15 protein-coding genes and 1 pseudogene are annotated in these 19,670 nt (G+C 62.3%); 12 read left to right on the top strand and 4 right to left on the bottom strand.

The window, feature by feature from the left end; translation table 11 throughout:
• Nucleotides 1–60 precede the first annotated feature (60 nt).
• The 7 genes from RS901_RS25135 (at nt 61) to RS901_RS25105 (ending at nt 9,391) form a co-directional block, all read left to right on the top strand.
• Nucleotides 61–3,489 (top strand): molybdopterin-dependent oxidoreductase, encoded by a 3,429-nt coding sequence (locus RS901_RS25135; RefSeq protein ID WP_316156850.1) that lies wholly within the window; start codon nt 61–63, stop codon nt 3,487–3,489.
• Between the two features lie 34 nt (nt 3,490–3,523).
• Nucleotides 3,524–4,468, top strand: a complete 945-nt coding sequence (locus RS901_RS25130; RefSeq protein ID WP_316156849.1) for an ornithine cyclodeaminase family protein — start codon at nt 3,524–3,526, stop codon at nt 4,466–4,468.
• A gap of 31 nt (nt 4,469–4,499) precedes the next feature.
• Nucleotides 4,500–5,948 (top strand): short-chain fatty acid transporter, encoded by a 1,449-nt coding sequence (locus RS901_RS25125; protein WP_316156848.1) that lies wholly within the window; start codon nt 4,500–4,502, stop codon nt 5,946–5,948.
• Between the two features lie 428 nt (nt 5,949–6,376).
• Nucleotides 6,377–6,691, top strand: a complete 315-nt coding sequence (locus RS901_RS25120; RefSeq protein ID WP_316156847.1) for a hypothetical protein — start codon at nt 6,377–6,379, stop codon at nt 6,689–6,691.
• A gap of 70 nt (nt 6,692–6,761) precedes the next feature.
• Nucleotides 6,762–7,166 carry a hypothetical protein gene (locus RS901_RS25115; protein ID WP_316156846.1) on the top strand — a complete coding sequence of 135 codons (405 nt, stop codon included), beginning with the start codon at nt 6,762–6,764 and terminating at the stop codon, nt 7,164–7,166.
• 102 nt (nt 7,167–7,268) lie between these two features.
• Complete coding sequence (locus tag RS901_RS25110) at nt 7,269–7,769, top strand: SMI1/KNR4 family protein (RefSeq protein ID WP_316156845.1); 501 nt, start codon at nt 7,269–7,271, stop codon at nt 7,767–7,769.
• A 176-nt stretch (nt 7,770–7,945) separates the two neighbouring features.
• A complete protein-coding gene (locus RS901_RS25105; protein ID WP_316154986.1) occupies nt 7,946–9,391 on the top strand; it encodes an IS1182 family transposase in 1,446 nt (481 codons plus the stop codon).
• Nucleotides 9,392–9,792: 401 nt separating this feature from the next.
• On the opposite strand, the gene RS901_RS25100 is transcribed toward RS901_RS25105, so the two are convergent.
• Nucleotides 9,793–10,788: a LacI family DNA-binding transcriptional regulator gene (locus RS901_RS25100; RefSeq protein ID WP_316156844.1), complete on the bottom strand. Its 996-nt coding sequence runs from the start codon at nt 10,786–10,788 to the stop codon at nt 9,793–9,795.
• Between the two features lie 268 nt (nt 10,789–11,056).
• Between RS901_RS25100 and RS901_RS25095 the strand changes: the two genes are divergently transcribed.
• The 3 genes from RS901_RS25095 to RS901_RS25085 all read left to right on the top strand — a co-directional run bounded on the left by RS901_RS25095 (nt 11,057) and on the right by RS901_RS25085 (nt 14,382).
• Nucleotides 11,057–12,205, top strand: coding sequence for an L-talarate/galactarate dehydratase (locus RS901_RS25095; protein WP_316156843.1), 1,149 nt, complete (start codon nt 11,057–11,059; stop codon nt 12,203–12,205).
• A gap of 36 nt (nt 12,206–12,241) precedes the next feature.
• A complete protein-coding gene (locus tag RS901_RS25090; RefSeq protein WP_316156842.1) occupies nt 12,242–13,198 on the top strand; it encodes a tripartite tricarboxylate transporter substrate binding protein in 957 nt (318 codons plus the stop codon).
• Nucleotides 13,199–13,479: 281 nt separating this feature from the next.
• Nucleotides 13,480–14,382: a M28 family peptidase gene (locus RS901_RS25085; protein ID WP_316156841.1), complete on the top strand. Its 903-nt coding sequence runs from the start codon at nt 13,480–13,482 to the stop codon at nt 14,380–14,382.
• 265 nt (nt 14,383–14,647) lie between these two features.
• Here RS901_RS25085 and RS901_RS25080 read toward each other — a convergent pair whose 3' ends face one another.
• Nucleotides 14,648–15,547, bottom strand: a complete 900-nt coding sequence (locus tag RS901_RS25080; RefSeq protein ID WP_316156840.1) for a PDR/VanB family oxidoreductase — start codon at nt 15,545–15,547, stop codon at nt 14,648–14,650.
• Between the two features lie 40 nt (nt 15,548–15,587).
• A complete protein-coding gene (locus RS901_RS25075; RefSeq protein WP_316156839.1) occupies nt 15,588–16,640 on the bottom strand; it encodes an aromatic ring-hydroxylating dioxygenase subunit alpha in 1,053 nt (350 codons plus the stop codon).
• A gap of 107 nt (nt 16,641–16,747) precedes the next feature.
• Between RS901_RS25075 and RS901_RS25070 the strand changes: the two genes are divergently transcribed.
• Nucleotides 16,748–17,731, top strand: coding sequence for a LysR family transcriptional regulator (locus RS901_RS25070; protein ID WP_316156838.1), 984 nt, complete (start codon nt 16,748–16,750; stop codon nt 17,729–17,731).
• Nucleotides 17,732–17,883: 152 nt separating this feature from the next.
• Here RS901_RS25070 and RS901_RS25065 read toward each other — a convergent pair whose 3' ends face one another.
• A complete protein-coding gene (locus tag RS901_RS25065; RefSeq protein ID WP_316153661.1) occupies nt 17,884–19,044 on the bottom strand; it encodes an IS30 family transposase in 1,161 nt (386 codons plus the stop codon).
• A 117-nt stretch (nt 19,045–19,161) separates the two neighbouring features.
• Here RS901_RS25065 and RS901_RS25060 point away from each other — a divergent pair.
• Nucleotides 19,162–19,575: pseudogene (locus RS901_RS25060) on the top strand (TIGR00366 family protein); the annotation flags it as partial.
• Between the last annotated feature and the right edge of the window lie 95 nt (nt 19,576–19,670).

Here is a 19,670-nt window from a genome sequence, read left to right as displayed (position 1 = left end):
AGCTATAACGCATCATGCTAGCTAGCATCCAGCTCGAAGACAAGTTGCTGGGATCTGGCGATGAGCGAAGTAGAAAAGAAGGGGTTTTGCACGTTGTGCCGTTCCCGTTGCGGCACGATCAACGTCGTCGACGGCGAGACGCTGGTCACGGTCCGCCCCGACGGCGACCACCCCACCGGCAAGGCGATGTGCCTGAAGGGCAAGGCCGCCCCGGAACTGGTGCACAGCGCCGATCGCGTCCTGTACCCCGTGCGCAGGACCACCCCGAAAGGGGCGGACGATCCGGGCTGGGTGCGTATTTCCTGGGACGAGGCGCTCGACGAGATCGCCGAGCGCCTGCTGAGCACGCGCGCCATGCGCGGCGCCGAGTCGGTGGCGTTCTCGGTGACGACGCCCAGCGGCACACCGCTGTCGGACAGCATTGACTGGATCGAGCGCTTTGTCCGCCTCTATGGCAGCCCGAACATCTGCTACGCCACCGAGATCTGCAACTGGCATAAGGACTTCGCACACGCCTTCACCTTCGGCTGCGGTATGCCGACCGCGGACTACCGCAATGCCGAACTGATCCTGCTATGGGGCCACAACCCGACCAATACGTGGCTGTCGCAGGCAGAAGCGATCGGTGCCGGGCGGGCGGGCGGCGCCAGGCTCATCGTGGTGGACCCGCGGCAGACGGCCCTGGCGGACGACGCCGACCAGTGGCTGCGCGTCAAGCCCGGCAGCGATGCTGCGCTGGCCATGGCGCTGGCCAATCTGATGATCGAAGCCAACGCGTTCGACATCGATTTTGTCAGGCGCTGGACCAATGGCCCGTTACTCGTGCGCCAGGACAACGGTGCCTTCCTGCGCGGGGGCGACATCGGCCTGGCCAATGCGGACAGCCTGCTGGTGTGGGACGCGCGCCAGCGCATGGCGGTGCCGGCCGGCAACGCGCTCGATGACGCGGGGCACATCGCGCTGCGCGGTACCTTTGCCATCCCGTTGAGGGGCGGCGGCGAAGGGAAAGCCCTGCTGTGCCAGCCGGCCTTCGATCTGTATGCGGCGGAGTGCGCAAGCTATCCGGTCGAGCGCGCGGCCGCGCTGACGTGGATCGCGGAGGGCGACATCCGGCGTGCGGCAGCCCTGATCGGCGCGTCCGGCCGCATCGCGTATCACGCCTGGTCCGGCGTCGGCCAGCATGAGAACGCCACACAGACGGAGCGCGCCATTGCCTGCCTGTATGCGCTGACGGGCAGCTTCGACCGCCGCGGCGGCAATCGTGTCTATCGCAAGCCGCCGTTCAACGCGGTAAGCCGGTTCGACTTGCTGAGCGCGGATCAAGCACGCAAGGCGCTGGGGCTGGATTCGCGCCCGCTCGGTCCGCCGGCGCAAGGCTGGGTCACGGCACGGGACCTCTACCGCGCGATCACGGACAAGGCTCCTTATGCGGTCACGTCGCTGATTGCGTTCGGGACCAATTTGCTGTTATCGCAGCCCGATGTGGCCCACGGCGAGCAGGCCCTGCGCGAACTGGAGTTCTACGTGCATTGCGACCTGTTCGAGAACCCGAGTGCCAGGTACGCGGACATCCTGCTGCCGGTGAACACGCCCTGGGAACGCGAGGGCCTGCGGATCGGCTTCGAGGTGTCCGCCGCGGCCGAGCAGCTCGTGCAGTTGCGCCAGCGCATGGTCGCGCCGCGCGGCGAAGCCCGCTCGGACAACGACATCGTGTTCGCGCTGGCCGCGCGTATCGGGCTCGGCGATGCCTTTTTCGGCGGCAGCCTCGAAGCCGGCTGGAACCACATGCTGGCACCGATGGGGCTGACCCTGGCGGGGCTGCGCGACGCCCCGGAAGGGATTCGCGTGCCAGTCAAGGACATGGAGATGAAGTACGCCGCCGCCACCGACGGTCGGCCTTTCAATACGCCGACCGGGCTGGTCGAGCTCTATTCCGAGCGCCTGCTGCGGCATGGCTACCCGCCGCTGCCCGGCCTGCCGGAACCGGCATGGGACGACACAGAACAGGCCAGCGGATCGTTTCCCTATCTGATGACGTCGGCGAAGAACGGCTACTACTGCCACAGCCAACAGCGCACCGTGGCGTCCTTGCGTCGCAAGGCAATGCTGCCGCAGCTCGATATTTCCGGCGAGATCGCCGCGGACAGGGATATCCGCACGGGAGATCCCGTCCGGGTGTCGACGCCGGCCGCCAGCGCGCGATTTACCGCGCGCGTCCAGCCGGGGCTGCATCCTGCCGTGCTGGTTGGCGAGTATGGATGGTGGCAAGGGTGCGATGCCATGGGTCAGCAGCCCACCGGCGCGCTTGGCACGGACAGCGCGAACTTCAACGCGCTGATCGATGCGGCCCGCCAGGATCCGGTCAGCGGCTCCTCGCCGCTGCGATCCTGCCGCTGCAACGTGGAACGCGACGCCGCGTTCGATATACGGCGCAGGCACTGGGAGGGATATCGCCCGTTCCGCATCGTCGCGCTGCGCAAGGAAGCCGACGATGTGACCGCCGTGCACGTGGAGCCTGCCGACGGCGGCAGGCTGCCGGACTACCTGCCAGGCCAGCACGTGACCATCAGGTTCTTTGTCGGCACGGGAAGGCAGGAGGTGGTTCGCTCGTACTCGCTGACCGGACCCGCGGCCGTCGCGGACCGCCGCGGCTATGCGATCGCCGTGAGGCATGCCAGGACCCGCCTCGCCAGCGGCGAGGCGGTGTCCGGCGTCGCCTCGTCCTTCATCAATACGCAACTTGCGGTCGGCGACACCATCGAGCTGCGCGCGCCCGCCGGCACATTCGTCATGCCGACACGTACGGCGAGACCGCTGGTCCTGCTTGCCGGCGGCATCGGCATCACTCCATTCATCAACCTGCTGGAATCGCTCGTCGATCAACAGGAGCCGCCCCGAATGCTGCTGCTGTATGCGAACCAGAACGGCACCACGCACGCCTTCAGGGACCGGCTGCGCGAACTGGAAGGATTGATCCCTGCACTCACCGTAATCAATTTCTATGACGCTCCCGCGGATGGCGACATCCTCGGCCGCGACTTCCAGGTGCAAGGGCGCGTCTCCGCGGCGGCCGTGCCGGATGCGCTGCTGGCCTCGCGCCCGCTGGTCTACATGTGCGGGCCTGACGCCATGATGACGGCGTTTGCCGCCGGGCTGGCCGCCAGGGGCGTGCCGCGCTTCGATATCCAGAAGGAGATTTTCCGCTCGCCGGCGGCGCCACGGATGGAGGCCGGGCAGGCCTTCCAGGTCCGGTTCCGCAAGTCGGACGCCACCCACGCGTGGCGCTCCGAACACGGTCCACTGCTTGGCTTTGCCGAGGCGCTTGGCATTGGGTTGCCCAGCGGCTGCCGCGTCGGCCAGTGCGAGAGCTGCGCCATCCGGATCGTATCCGGGACCGTACACCACCTGCATGGCGAGGCGTCCGATGACCCCAGCATATGCCTGGCGTGCCAGGCGGTGCCTGCAAGCGACCTCGTCATTGACGCATGAATCGCCATTCCCATTCTTTTGAAGAGCTATCGCCATGCTGAATATCGATGCGCCCACCACGCGGGCGTCCCTGCCGTTCGACCGCCTTGTCACAGTCCTGAAGGACGCCTTCGCGTCCGGTTGCGAGGTGCCGCTGCGGCACAACCATACGGTCACCGCTGCGCCGGGCGAGCCGGGCACGCTGTTGCTGATGCCGGCGTGGAGTGCGGCAAGCGGGTACATGGGCGTCAAGACCGTGTGCGTCTATCCCGGTAACCACCGGCGCAAGCTGCCGGGGCTTTACTCCACCTACATCCTGTACCGCGCGGAGACAGGCAAGCCGCTGGCGTTGATCGACGGCAATGAGATTACGTCCCGGCGGACAGCCGCGGCGTCGGCGCTCGCGGCCTCCTTCCTGAGCCGCAAAGAGGCAAGTTCGATGCTGGTGCTCGGCGCCGGCCGCGTTGCCAGCCTGCTTCCGTATGCCTACCGCACAGTGCGCCAGATACGACGCGTCGGCATATGGGATATCGACGCGGCCCTGGCCCATCGGCTGGTCGCACACCTGTGCGCCGACGGCTTCGATGCCCATGTGGTCGACCGGCTCGATGCCGACACCTGTGCAGTCGATATCGTCAGCGCGGCAACACTGTCCACCGAGCCGCTGATCCGGAGGGAATATCTCCGCCCCGGCACCCATGTCGACCTGATCGGGGGCTTCACGCCCGCCATGCGGGAGGCCGATGACGCGTGCTTCGACGGCACCTCGGTGTTTGTCGATACAGACGAGGCCGTGTGCAAGGCCGGCGACCTGATGTCGCCCATCGCCAACGGCGTGATCGCCCGCGAAGACATCCGCAGCGACCTGGCCGGCCTGTGCCGTGCCGGGCATGCGGGCAGACGCTCGGAGCAGGAAATCACGGTGTTCAAGGCGGTGGGGACCGCACTGGAAGACCTGGCCGCGGCCGCCATGTGTTTCGAGGCCGTAGCGAACCATTAGAACGATGAAGGAAACTGCCAAGGAGATCAGCATGAAAGAGACGACAAGCATGGCATTCGCGGATGCCGGGAAGCGACAGCAAGGCGCGCTGGAACGCCTGGCGATACGGGTGACGGACTGGTCCGAGCGGTGGTTCCCGGACTCGTATGTTTTCGCGGCCATCGCCGTGGTGGTGGTGGCCTTGGGCGCCATGAGGGTGGGCGCGCCAGCGCCGGCCGTGGCGAAGGCCTTCGGCGACGGCTTCTGGAGCCTGATCCCATTCACCATGCAGATGGTCGTGGGCGCAATCGCCGGCTACGTGGTGGCGGTGTCGCCGCCGGCAGCCATGCTGATCGGACGCCTCGCAGCCTTGCCGCGCACGGCGCGCGGCGCCGTGGCCTTCGTGGCACTCGTGAGCCTGTCGACATCGCTGCTCAACTGGGCGATCAGCCTGATCTTCAGTGGCCTGCTGGTGCGCGCCATCGCCAGGCGCCGCGGCTTCCGTGTCGACTACAGGGCAGCCAGCGCGGCAGCCTACCTCGGCATGGGGGCAACCTGGGCACTGGGGCTCAGTTCCTCCGCCGCGCAACTACAGGCCAATCCCGCCAGCCTGCCCAAATCGCTGCTGGATATCACCGGGGTCATCCCGATCTCCGATACGATCTTTCTTTGGCAATCCATGGCGATGACCGCCGTGCTGATCGTCGTGTCGCTGGCAGTGGCGTACTTCTCGGCCCCTGCCGAGGCGCATGCCCGCACGGCGGCAGATATGGGGGTCGACCTGAACGATGCCGATGACTTTGTCGCGCGGCCATCCCGGCCGGGCGAATGGCTGGAATACAGTCCGATCCTGACGTTGGCTCTGGTCGCCATGGGCGCGAGCTGGCTCTACCAGGAGTTTTCCACCAAAAATCCGATCCTCGCCATCTCCAACCTGAATACCTACAACTTCCTGTTCCTGCTGCTCGGCATGCTGCTGAACTGGCGCCCGAAGCGCTTCCTGCGCGCCGTAGCGAAGTCGGTGCCATCCACGGCCGGCGTCCTGATTCAGTTCCCGCTGTACGGCGGCATCGCCTATATCCTGACCAAGGCCACAGGCGTCGACGGCGCCACGCTCTCGCACCATCTGGCGTCGGCCTTTGTCTCGATGGCCACCACCGAGTCGTTCTCGGCGGTCATGGGCGTGTATTCCGCTGTGCTCGGCTTCTTCGTGCCGTCCGGCGGCGGCAAGTGGATCATCGAGGCACCTTATGTGATGCAGGCCGCCAACGAATTGAAGGTCCACCTCGGGTGGGCAGTGCAGGTCTACAACGCCGCTGAAGCGCTGCCGAACCTGATCAATCCCTTTTGGATGCTGCCGTTGCTCGGTGTGCTCGGCATCCGGGCCAAGGACGTGGTCGGCTTCACCTTCACCCAGTTGCTGGTGCATGCGCCGCTGGTGCTGTTCATGCTATGGGCCTTCGCTGCGACCCTTTCCTACCATCCTCCGGTGATGCCTTGAGGTCGCTCGGCGAAGGCAGCTAGCGGCCAGGAGGGGACTTTCGCAGGCCCGTGCTCAGTCTTCGCGAAGAGCGGACATGCATCGTCGTCACTTGCCGGCCTCGCGGGGCAGCAACCCGAGCTGATGCTCGCCGCCAAATGCCTGAGGAACGCCTCGACCTCCGAGCCACCTATCGTGTTGGCGTGGAGCAGGCCGTGACCTCGGATGAGGGCCTTGCTCCTGCTGAAGTGGCCAGCTCGGTTCTGCGGGTATAGTGCAGGCCACGGAAACACTCGCGCAATTGATCGATCAGCGGCGTCGCTCGCAAGGGCGGCGCTGTGGTGGCAGCAGATGCGTCAACAAGCTAGGGTCGCCCGGCGTCGCCGTGTTACAGCGACATGGGTCGTGATAAACGGGACTTCATTGCCCTGTACAACTCGTTAGAGATCATGAAGAGCATCGTCCTAACCATCGCTTTGTTAGTGGGGCCAATAACAGCCATGGCTGAATCTGTCCTTGAAACATATCCCATTCTGGCAATTCATCGCCCCGATAACTCTAATGCCCTGTTTCGGCATAAACTCACCGCACATGAAAAGACTCTATTCAAAGAGATCGATTCGGAAACGGCAAAGCTCTCCCCAACCGCCGACTTATCCGAATACCATGACGTCGCAATTAGGGTGGGCAGAAGGTATGGTCTTACCCCGGACCAGAGCGTCGCATTTTTCACGCGGACAACATTCAGCGAGTTTGAGCAATGATCTCTAACAATTCGCTGCCGTGGCGACGGCCCTAGCGGGCCGCGCCTGAACGCAAACGTTAGGTTCCACAATGCTGCTTTTCTTCCGCCGCTTGTTCAAAGGTCCACCTGTCAAAGAACCGTCGGTCCCACTGGGGCCTTCGGCGGTTCTGCGCCTTCAAGATTGCATCGTCGAACGGATCGCGAGTGAACTACCGCAGGTGTGGGCTAGCTACAAGCTTCACTATGAGCACTCCGTGTGGCAGGGCGAGACATTCGAGAAGTACGTTTCCGTCTGCCATGCAGCAGACGGAAAAGTCGACTACTCTCCCTCCTTGGAGGTGCTGGACCTGCTTCTCGAGTTGCAGAAGGCAGCGGCAGGCGGCGGGGAGGCTTGGACTCACTTGACGTGCGAGTTCGATAGATCAGGTAAGTACAAGTTCGAGTTCCTGTATGGCATGCCTCCTCTCACGGCCAAGGCCGTCGGGTTCGCGTAGAGTGGAACCTAACCCCTCCATCGAGCGGACATCCAAACTGCTGCGCTGTTTGGCTGCCGATCATGTCGAACGTTAGGCGCAGAAGGTGAGGGCTTGTCGACAATGAGCGCAACGAATAAAGACGCGAGAGCCGAGCTGATGGCAGTTCTAGCCAAGCTCGACCAGGTCTTTCCTACCGAAGTGCATACGACGCTTCGATCGCCCGCGCAGGCAGCAGACTTGGCTGCACTCGCCAGCACCCTCGCAGAGGGTGACCGACTGCCAGAAGACCTTCTAATACTGTTCGACTGGCATGATGGACAAGCTTGGAATTCCCCGCTCAGTCCGAAGAACAATCGTCGGCTTCTATCAGTGAGGGAAGTTTTCAGCGAGCGCTTGTTCTTTGCTGATCCGTTGTCGGAGTTTATGGAGCCCTGGTGCGCTTCATGGCTCCCTGTTCTGACCAACGACGCAGGAGACTTCGTGGTATACGAAACCGTCGGGGATCTCAGGGGTAAGTTGCTGCACTACTGGCACGACGATCCCTCGAGGAGCGTCGCATACTCGTCATTGCATCAATGGGCCGAGAAGCTACTTCATGAATATGAGCAGCCCAACGCCTAATCCCTCCATCGAGCGGACGGCCTCAAGCTGCGCTTGAGGCCGTCCGCGCATGTCGAACGTTGAGGGACCGCATTTGCCGCGCGATCCTGCGCCACGAATGGCCGCTCCGGGTCGAGGGTGTGTGAAAACGTCTCGATCACCTAGACTGGATCAACGCATTCAGATTGGGGGACCGGATGAAGCGATTCATAGAGGGAGAAGACCGCAAGCAAGCTACGCTGCTTCCAGAGTGCCTCGATGATTTCATCGCCGAGGATAACCCCGCCAGGATCATTGACGCGTTTGTTGAAGAGTTGGATCTCGAGTCGCTCGAGTTCGAAGGTGCCAATCCTTCGACTACAGGTCGCCCCTCATATCATCCTGCCGTCCTGCTGAAGATATACATCTATGGCTACCTCAACCGGGTCCAGTCCAGCCGCCGTCTGGAGCGCGAATGCCAACGCAATATAGAGCTGATGTGGCTTACCGGTCGACTGGCGCCGGATTTCAAGACGATTGCAGACTTCCGCCGGGATAACGGCACGGGTATTCGCAATGTCTGCCGTCGTTTCGTCGTTCTGTGCCGCGATTTAAAGTTGTTCTCGCAGGCCCTGGTCGCCATCGACGGCAGCAAGTTCAAGGCAGTCAACACGCGGGACCGCAATTTCACCGCGGGCAAGGTCGACACGCGCCAGCAGCAAATCGAGGAAAGCATCCAGCGATATCTGAGCGCCCTGGAGACTGCGGATCGCACGCAGCCAGCGGAGATAGAACTCAAGACAACTCGACTGCGCGAGAAGATTGCGCAACTGCGTCGGCAGATGCATAGCCTTGACCAGATAAAAGAAGAGCTCAAGACGCTGCCAGATGGTCAGATCTCGATGACCGATCCTGATGCGCGCTCGATGGCGACAAGTGGCAAGGGCTCTGGAATGGTCGGCTACAACGTACAGATGGCCGTAGATGCCAAGCACCATCTAATCGTCGCTCATGAGGTCACCAATATTGGCAGTGATCGGGCGCAACTCAGCTCGATGGCTCGTGCCGCTCGCGATGCGATGGGTAAGACCAGGCTTAAAGCCATAGCTGATCGTGGCTACTTCAGCGCGCAGGAGATCAAGGCATGTGCGGATACGGGAGTTGCTGCCATCTTGCCCAAGCCAACGACGTCCAGCGCGAAGGCGGGAGGTCGATTTGATCGGGCGGACTTCATCTACATTGTCCGAGACGATGAATATCAATGTCCCGCCGGTGAACGTGCGATATACCGTTTCACCAGAGAAGAACATGGACTGCAACTACGCCGCTATTGGAGTAGTGCTTGTCCTCAGTGCACCATGCGGTCTCAATGCACGCCGAGTCCATACCGGCGCATCTCCAGGTGGGAGCATGAGGAAGTGCTGGAGGCCGTCCAGCGCCGGCTCGACAAGACGCCGGATGCAATGACGGTTCGCAGACGAACCGTCGAGCATGTCTTCGGAACCTTCAAACATTGGATGGGCTACACGCATTTCCTAACGCGTACGCTACCGAAAGTAGGTACTGAAATGAGCCTGCATGTTCTGGCGTACAACCTCAAGCGCGTCCTTCGAATTCTCGGGTTCTCGAAAACAATGAAGGCCATGCGCCTGGTGGGTGCGTAAGCACCCATTTGCGCCCAAAAAATGGGCTAAAGGTCGCCCTCAGGGGCGTATAGGGCTGTTCGCACCCGTTTCGACGTCGTCCCGCGAGCGAAATGGCCGAAAATTCGATAAGACAGGCGATGCCCCGGAGGGGATGCGCATTGGTGCGATTCGAGAGACGTTTCCACACGGCCTCGGTCGGTCAGAGACGGCCGCGGCCGGCCATGAGGCGCCGGTGGTCCGCGCGATCACTCGGTCGTTCGGACGTCGGTTCAGCCTAGCTAACGGACTTTCGCTAGCCAGCGATCCAAGTCGTTTCATCGTAAGCGGTTGTTGAAAGACACCCTCAGAGCAGGTTCGAGTCTCGCTTACGGTCGTGACATTGAAATGAGATTCCAAGGAAGAGCGCGCCTATGGTCACGTCATGTCGACCCGCGTTCGACGATGCGAAACCCCACGTCGATCACAGGCTGGGCTGCTGCCTGGCCGTGGCAGCGGTCTACCAGCAGGCGAGCTGCCAGTGTGCCTATGGCGGCCCCGTCCACATGCACCGTCGTCAGAGACGGATTCAGGTGTGCGGCGAAATCGGCATCGCCGAAGCCACAGACCGCCAGGTCCTCGGGGATGCGCAGCCCGCGCGCGAGCGCTTCGACCATGACACCTTGCGCGAGCTGATCCGAGCTGCAATAAATGGCTCTGATCCTCGGATCCTTCTCCAGAAGATCGGCGAGGGCCTGGCGACCCAGGGCCAGACTGCTCGGCGCCGGCACAATGACCGTGGGGACGTCGTGCCCGATCGTCGAGACAAAGCTTTCGCGCCGCACCGATGCGCGGTGATCGTCACCGGTTGCAATGCCCAGCCGGCGCCAACCCTTGCCGAGGAAGTAGCCTGCAATGGCACTGCCCACCTTCATATGCGAGAAGCCCACGGCCATATCGACCGGACGGTCGCTGAGATCCCAAGTCTCGACGACCGGGATGCCGGCACGGCGCAGACGCTCGCGGGCCGCCTGCGAGTGAACCAGCCCGGTGACGACGATCCCGTCTGGACGGCGGCTGATCATGGTGCCGAGCAGGGCTTCCTCGCGCGCATGGTCATAACCGGTCTGCCCCAGGATCAACTGGTAGCCCGCAGCGTCGAGCGCATCGGTCAGCGCTTTGACGGTTGGCAGGAACTGCGCCACCGCGATGTTCGGCACGAGCGCGGCCACCATCAGGCTACGTTTCGACTTCAGCCCACCCGCCAGCAGGTTGGGGATGTAGCCCGTCACTTCCACGGCCCGACGCACCCGCGCGATGGTCTTTTCCGACACCATGCCGGGGTTGCTGAGCGCGCGCGAGGCGGTGATCAATGAGACGCCGGCCTCCCGCGCCACGTCGTGCAGCGTGACGGATTTCGGTCCATCGGTATTCGACATTCGGTTCCTGACTCAGGGTAAATCGCTACCGGCCTTTTGCATGACGGCGGTTGACGCGCCAAAATGACAACGTTAGCATTTCCTCCACCCCGTCGGTCACCGGCTTGTCCGGTGGCTTTGCGGGACGGCACGTACCATTTCACGGCGACTGGCGCACTGATTATATCAATCTCGTCCGCCTAGAAATGATAACGTTATCATAGCATCGTCGCGCGACGCGACGGCTCGATACCATTGCCAGGTCCCTTCTTTTCATTGCAGGCATCCCATGACGACCCCTACCACCGCTTCTTCCGACACCATTGCCTCGATCCGGCTCTCGTCGTGCTATCTCCCGCTGGCCACGCCGATCAGCGACGCCAAGGTTCTGACCGGCCGCCAGAAGCCGATGACTGAGGTGGCCATCCTCTTTGCCGAGATCCGGACCGCCCAGGGCCATGAAGGTATCGGCTTCAGCTACTCCAAGCGCGCCGGCGGGCCCGGGCAGTTTGCCCACGCCAGCGAAATCGCCCCGGCATTGATCGGCGAAGACCCCAATGACATTGCGAAACTGTGGGACAAGCTCTGCTGGGCCGGTGCGTCGGTCGGGCGCAGCGGGCTGTCGACGCAGGCCATCGGGGCATTCGATGTCGCGCTCTGGGACCTGAAGGCGAAGCGGGCAGACCTGTCGCTGGCAAAGCTGCTGGGTGCCCATCGGGATGCCGTACGCTGCTACAACACCTCCGGTGGCTTCCTGCACACGCCGCTGGACCAGTTGCTGGTCAACGCGGCGGCTTCGGTAGAGCGTGGCATCGGCGGGATCAAGCTCAAGGTTGGGCAGCCTGACGGCGTGCTCGACATCCGGCGCGTGGCGGCCGTGCGCGAGCAGCTCGGCGACGCGGTGCCGCTGATGGTCGACGCAAACCAGCAGTGGGACCGTCCCACGGCGCAACGCATGTGCCGCACCTTCGAGTCCTTCAACCTCGTCTGGATCGAGGAGCCGCTGGATGCCTACGACCACGAGGGCCATGCCGCGCTGGCGACGCAGTTCGACACGCCGATCGCGACCGGCGAAATGCTGACGAGCGCGGCCGAACACTGCGAGCTGATCCGCCATCGCGCCGCGGACTACCTGATGCCGGACGCGCCGCGGGTGGGCGGCATCACGCCGTTCCTCAAGGTCGCCGCGCTGGCCGAGCATGCGGGCCTGATGATTGCGCCGCACTTTGCCATGGAACTGCACGTGCACCTTGCCGCAGCCTACCCTCGCGAGCCCTGGGTCGAGCACTTCGACTGGCTGGAGCCCCTGTTCAATGAGCGACTGGAGATCCGCGACGGACGGATCATCGTGCCGACGAGGCCGGGCCTCGGGGTCACCATCAGCGAACAGGCCCGCGCCTGGACCCGCCACCAGGCCGAATTCGGCCAGCGCAACTGACGTACCCCGCCTTACCCCACCCAGAGGAGACAGAATATGAGAAAACTAATTGCGTCCATGCTGTTGACGGTTGCCATGACGGGGGTCCAGGCGGCGTGGCCGGAGAAGCCCGTCACGGTGCTGGTCCCTTTCCCTGCCGGAGGCTCGACAGACAACGTCGCGCGTATCCTGAGCGTGAAGTTCCAGGCCGAATTCGGCGGCAGCTTCGTGGTCGACAACCGGCCGGGCGCCGCCGGAATGATCGGCGCCGGCATCGTCAAGCGCGCGCCGGCCGATGGCTACACGGTCTTCGTGTCGTCGCTTGGCCCATTCGTTATCGGCCCGCATCTGTCGAAGAACGCTGGCTACGATCCGCTCAAGGACTTCGAGTACATCAGCGTCGCCGTGCAGGCGCCGAACGTCCTGGCAGTCCCTGCCAATTCCCGCTTCAAAACCGTACAGGACGTCATCGCCTATGAGAAGGCGGATCCCGGCAAGATGACATTCGCGTCGGCCGGCAATGGCACGAGCGACCATCTCACCGCCGAACTGTTCTGGCAGCAGACCGGCACCACCGGCATCCACGTTCCCTACAAGGGCGGTGCCCCGGCGATGAACGACCTGCTTGGCGGACAGGTCGATGCCACCTTCATGAACATCAATACCGCGGTCCCCCATATCAAGGCGGGCAAGCTACGCGCGCTGGGCATCACCAGCACGAAGCGATCACCTATCCTGCCCAACGTGCCGACCATGGAGGAGTCCGGCGTAAAGGGAGTGACGGTCTACTCCTGGCAAGCAGTGGCCGCGCCCAGGGGCCTTCCGGCCGACATCAAGTCAAAGCTGCACGCCGCCACCGTTGCCGCGCTCAACGATCCGGCAGTCAAGTCGAAATTGCTCGACGTCGGCTTCGAGATCGTCGCCAATACGCCAGAACAATTCGCCGCGTTTCAGGCGTCGGAGTTTTCGCGTTGGAAGAAGGTGATCGAGCTGGGAAAAATCACGGGGGATTGACTCCCAGCTTTGAATGAATCAGCTCCACGGGCTGGGGCAATGGACATGACACCCCCAGCCCCTTGGGTTGGAAACCGCCGTAGCCATCCCCCTCCCCGTAAACGGACCGCCCTTCGCCGATCAGGTCTCGACAATCGCTTGTAGCGCCAAAATTGAGGGTTGCTCCGCGCAGGTCCCTGGGGGCGTTAGGCGTCCATAATGGAGTGGCCTTTGGGCTGGTTTGAGATACCGTCCGATCCTTCAATGGCGAGATTCCTGTGTGAACGGGTGGAGCAAAAAGCATGCGGACTGCACACGTCGCCGACTTGGCCGCTGCATTGGAGCGCCATGTACGGATGTTTTCGGGCGAAATCGGCGAGCGCAACGTGTTCCGGCCTGGCGCGCTGCACGCAGCGGCCGACTATATCGAGGAGCAGTGGACTGGGTACGGCTGCACAGTGACGCGTCAGAACTATCAGGTTCATGGTGTTCCCTGCGCCAATATCGAGGTTGAGGTTGCTGGCAGCGCTCAGCCTGACGAACTGATCGTGCTGGGTGCGCATTACGACACCGTTCGGGGCAGCCCCGGCGCCGACGACAACGCCAGTGGTGTCGCTGCGCTGCTCGAGATAACCGGGACGCTCCTCACGCTCTTGCCCCGATATAGCGTGCGCTGCGTCGCGTTCGTGAACGAAGAGGCGCCATTTTTCTTCCGCAGCGACATGGGAAGCCTCAGATACGCGAGCGCCGCGCGGCGGCGTGGGGATTGCATTCGCCTGATGCTTTCGCTCGAGATGCTTGGCTACTACCGGCAGGAACCGGGTACTCAAAGGTATCCGTTATTACTGCGTTACTTCTATCCGACGCAGGGCAACTTTATCGGTTTCGTGTCCAATCTTCGCTCGGCGCGTCAGCTTCGGTGGCTTGTTGACGCGTTCGAGGCCTCGTCGAGTTTTCCGCTGGAAGCAGCAGCGCTGCCGTGGTGGGTGCCTGGTGTCGCATTGAGCGACCACTCGTCATTCTGGCGCTACGGCTATCCCGCCATCATGGTGACGGACACCGCTTACCTGCGTAATCCGCACTACCACAGCGCGCATGATGTCTCCGCGACCCTTGACTATGTTCGCATGGCCGAGGTGACGCTTGGCTTGGCCGCGAGCGTCGCATCGTTAGAACCGGGCTATGCGAGGGTGATCCGTACGTGATAACGCACTGAAAATTCAATGACGAGTCTTTCGAGATGCACCGCGACACGTGGCTGACTGGCATGGCTCCCGCCTTCACAGGCAGACTAGCCGCCTGATGCCCGAGGGCGCTTCCCGGCCAGGAAGCGCCGTTGGTCCGCACGATCACGAAGTCGTTCGAACGTCAACTCCAGCCAAGCTAGCGGTCGTTCGTTGGTCGACGACGCTGGTCGCTTCATCGACCAAAGCAGGCATCTGCCTCAAATCGATACCCTTCCTCGCGTGCTTATATGTCCAAAACCAGCTCCGCACACTTCGCTCGAGAGACGCAGATCAAGATCGACTTGTTTGCGATGCGCTCATCTTCGCCCAACACGTAGTCGCGATGATCGGCCACGCCGGAAGCCAGCGGGACTTCGCAGCTTCGACACAACCCCTCGCGGCAGGAAGACGGCAGGCATACGCCGTTCGCCTCAAGCACCTCAAGAATGCTGGCGTCTTGCGGGACCGTGAATCGTCCCCCATGCTTGAGCAGACGCACCTGAAACGCGTGGCGTTCGGCGGTCACTTGCGGATCGGCGCTGAACCGTTCGACATGCACAGCAAGAGGATCGATGCCGAGCGTCTGCGCGTGACCGCACACCGCATCCATCATGGCAACAGGCCCGCAGGTATAGACATGCCAGCCCGATGGCATCTGCCGCAACGCCGCCTCGAGGTCGGCCCGGCCGTCCTGTTCGTCATCGGCATGCAACACGATCCGATCCGCAAACGGCGCGAGCTGCTCAAGGTACCCGGCATGGCGCCGCGAGCGCACGCAATACAGCAGACTCCACGCGTAACCGAGGTCGATACACCGCCGGATCATGCTCAGGATCGGCGTAATGCCGATGCCTCCTGCTACAAACAGATGGCCTGCAGCCGCCTCCTCCAAGCCGAACAGCGATCGTGGCGCGCCCACTTGTAGGCAATCACCGAGCCGCAACTGCTCATGGACAAAACGAGAGCCGCCGCGAGAAGCCGCAGCCAGGCCGATGCCGAGCCAATAGCGCGTCCTGTCGGTCGCCGAACTGGCAATCGAATACTGCCTCGTCAGGCCATTTGGAAAGCCGACGTCGACGTGTGCGCCCGGTTCAAACGGCGGCAACACCTCACGCGAACGATGCTGAAGCTCGACTCCGAGCACGCCTTCGCTTCCAGCCGAAGGCCAGTCACGAGGAGTTCCATCATGCCACCCTGGTCTGGCCGTCCCGGGTCTGCGCAGACTCCTCGGCAAGCCTGCGTTCGACGACCCACCGGAACTGCGATAACGCCGCGTCGATGGAAAATGGGACCATCTTGAAGCCGGGTGCCAGCGCCAGCGAACGTTGCTGCGCCGTGATGATGTCGCGATCCTCATCGAACGCTGTGACCACGCTTTGGTGAATCGAACGCGTGACCTCCGGATTGTCGATCGCAAAATTGTGGGGATGTGCGAAGAAGTAATGCGTGGAGGTTTCCGTCTCCGGCGTCAGCGCCTGGCAACCGCGAAACTCGGCAGCATCGACACGCATGCCGTCAGGCGCACCGGTGCCCGTGGGCGCCATGCCCGAATCCATCAGCAGGATGGCCGGAATCGTGAAGTTGTAGATATTCCAGCGATCGACCCTGCCGGGCCAGTTCTTCACTTGCTTCGCGAATGGCGGGGCTTCCGTATTGATGGTCCAGCGCGTAATGCGCACGCCATCCTCCAGTCGCTCGACTTTGGGCTGCGCGGCGGCATAGTCCTCGCCGCCACCGAGCGTGGTGGGATGCACAAACGGCAAGTGCGAGAAATCGAGCAGGTTGTCGGCGATCAACAGATAGTTCACGTCGTAGTGAATGTACCCGTCGAGGCTGCGCCAAGCGGGATCGGCGAGCCAGTGCGTATCGGGAATCACATCAGGATCCGCCGCTTCGGGATCGCCCATCCAGATCCAGATCCAGCGGTTGCGCTCGACTACCGGAAATACGCGCACACGCGCCTGTGGCGGAATTCGTTGCTGCGCTGGCGCCTCGACGCATTGGCCCGACGTGTCGAACTTCAAGCCGTGGTACATGCAGCGCACACAGTCGCCTTCACGCCGACCGATCGACAACGGCGCTCCGCGATGGCAGCAACGGTCCTCCAGCGCGTGAAGCGTACCGTCCTCGGACCGGTACATCAGTACCGGAATGCCAATGATCGTACGACTGAACAGATCGCTTGCGCCGACCTCATTGTCCCAGCCAGCCACATACCAGGTGTTCCTGACGAACATTGCGTGTCTCCTGTGAGTGAACGCCCTCTGCGAGGCGTGTTGACAGGAGGTTAGGTAAGACGCCAACATGCGTCAATATCATGCCGGTCATTGATGGAATGTATGCCATGCATACTGACGATTTCGACTACAACCTGCTCACGGTGTTCGACGCCATGCTCCGCGAACGCAGCGTGACGCGCGCTGCGCAGCAGCTCGGCCTCACGCAGAGCGCAATGAGTCATGCCCTGAACCGCTTGCGCGAGTACTTCGACGATCCGCTGTTCGTCAAGACATCCGCAGGGATGACGCCAACGACCAAGGCCGAAGCGCTGGCAGAGACCATCCTCGATGTCATGACCGCAATGCGCACGCGCGTGCTGCCGCAGGCGAGCTTCAATCCGGGATCGATGCAGCGCACCTTCACGCTCTGCATGACCGATATGGGTGAGCTGGTGTTCCTGCCGCCGCTGATGAAGCGGCTGCGCGTGGTGGCGCCGTATTGCAAATTGCGAACGCTGCAGGTGCCGATTCCGCAAATCGAAGCGCTGCTTGCATCGGGTGATGCTGATCTGCTCCTGGGTTCCGTGCAAACTGCGCCGGAATCGCTGTTTCAGCAGCAGCTATTCATGCATGGCTTCGTGACCATCGTCAGCAAGAAGAACAGGCAGGTACGCGACGCCCTGACGCTCGAACAATTCGAGTCGATGCCACACGTCGCCGTCAGCCTCGCCGGCCGATCAAGCCCCTCCTACGATGAGGCATTCGAACGCCATGGGCTCAAGCGCAATATCTATCTTCATACCCCTCACTTCCTTACTATTCCACTGCTGATGGAGCAGCAACCGGAGCTGATTGCCACAGTGCCTGAAGAGCTGGCGAACGTCTTCAGCCGCTACGGCATCGTGCGTGTGGTAAAGCCACCCGTGGCGTTGCCTCCCTACGCGCTGAGCCAGTACTGGCATCCGCGGTTTCACCACGATCCGGCGATAGTGTGGTTGCGTCAACTAGTGAAACAGACTTTTGAGCGGTACCCGGAAACGGATTTGTCGTCGGACACCGTGCCGGTTCCATTTCGCAGCAAGCAAGCACGAAGAAAGCACAACGCCTGACTACGTTTCGCTGCCGCGTTGGGACTCAAGTGAGCGGGCGTCCGCGATGGCCGACAACGCGCCACTAACCAAGGCGGTCAGAATGGCTGTTGTGCCCTTGAAGACGGCCACTGGGGCCGCGCGGGGTCGAACGTCGGCAACGGGTTGTGGATTCAACCGGTCGATGCAACAGCTTGATGGAATCGTTCAGCCGGTGTATCGAAGTTTAGTGTCTTGCGCGGGCGTTCGTTGAGCCGCCTGGCGATGGCGTTGAGCTTGGCTTGCGAATAGGCTGAGAGATCGGTGCCTTTCGGCAAGTACTGTCTCAAGAGGCCATTCGTGTTCTCGTTGGAACCGCGTTGCCACGGATGCTGGGGATCGCAGAAGTAGACCTGGATGTCCGTGGCGACGGTGAAACGCTTGTGACCAGCCATCTCCGTGCCACGATCCCAAGTCAGCGACTTGTACAGCTCCTGCGGCAGCTTGCCAGCGTGCTTGATCAGGGCGTTGACTACAGCCTCGGAGTCCTTGCTGGCAATCTTCACCAGCATCACGAACCGGGTCTGGCGCTCGACGAGTGTCGCAATCTGGCTGTTGGCGCTGCCGAACAGCAAATCGCCTTCCCAGTGCCCGGGTATCGCACGATCCTCTGCCGTGGCAGGGCGTTCACTGATCGATACGGCATCTCGGATGTTCGTACGGTCGTCGGTCTTCAGTGTGTGTTGGCGCGATCTACGCATGGCTCGAGAACGCCGTAGGTGTTCCAGCAACTCTCTTTTAAGCGCACCACGGGCCTGGATGTAGAGGCTCCGATAGATTGTCTCGTGCGACACCTGATAGTCCTTGTTGACCGCATACACGTGCTTAAGCCAACCCGCAATCTGCTCTGGCGACCACTGCATTCGAAGCTTGCTTGCCACCACCTGGGCGAGTGTCTGATTCCTGACGAGCTTACATGCCTTTGGGCGCCGTGCGCGCTCCCAGGCGAGCTGGTCAGCCTGGTTCGCCAGATAGCCCTGTCTGCCACCATTTCGCCGGACCTCGCGGCTGACAGTAGAAGGAGCACGCCCTAGCCGGGCTGCTACGGATCGGATGGAGTGGCCAGCGACTACTGCGCGCGAAATCTCCTCTCGTTCGGCGAGCGTCAAGGCCAGCCTAGAGCGATGTCGTTGCGCTGGCTGTATCCCGCCGGTCCTCGCGAGAACCCCTTGTATCGATGAGTGGTAGCGATCGAACAGTCGGGCAATCTGCGCAAGCGTGTCACCTTTGCGCCACCGTTCCCACATCAGTGCCTTTTGAGTCTCGGAGTAGTAGATCCGCCGTCTTTGTTTCATTTGCAGCACCCCTCAGGCTCGCAAAGCCTTTAGTGTGTTGCATCGACCGGTTGAATCCGCAGTCGGGTACCGCCCTTGCTTCCTTCGGTGCGGGCGTTGCCGCGCCGGCTGCATGCCAAGGCAACAGGCGTCGACGGCGCTACGCTCTCGCACCATCTGGCGTCGGCCTTTGTCTCGATGGCCACCACGGAGTCGTTCTCGGCGGTCATGGGCGTGTATTCCGCTGTGCTCGGCTTCTTCGTACCGTCCGGCGGCGGCAAGTGGATCATCGAGGCACCTTATGTGATGCAGGCCGCCAACGAGCTGAAGGTCCACCTTGGGTGGGCAGTTCAGGTCTACAACGCCGCTGAAGCGCTGCCGAACCTGATCAATCCTTTCTGGATGCTGCCGTTGCTCGGTGTGCTCGGCATCCGGGCCAAGGACGTGGTCGGCTTCACCTTCACCCAGTTGCTGGCGCATGCGCCGCTGGTGCTGTTCATGCTATGGGCCTTCGCTGCGACCCTTTCCTACCATCCTCCGGTGATGCCTTGAGGTCGCTCGGGACTGGCAAGTGTCGTGTATGCGAGAGGGGCCAATCCAGCGGATCAGCGATAAACTATTCCATCGCCAAATTCCAAGGGCGCGCG

Origin of the sequence: Cupriavidus sp. BIC8F (assembly GCF_032465815.1) — a bacterium.
GTDB classification, from domain to species: Bacteria; Pseudomonadota; Gammaproteobacteria; order Burkholderiales; family Burkholderiaceae; genus Cupriavidus; species Cupriavidus necator.
Note: the sequence above shows the minus strand (reverse complement) of the source record. Positions and strands in the feature narration are given on the sequence as shown.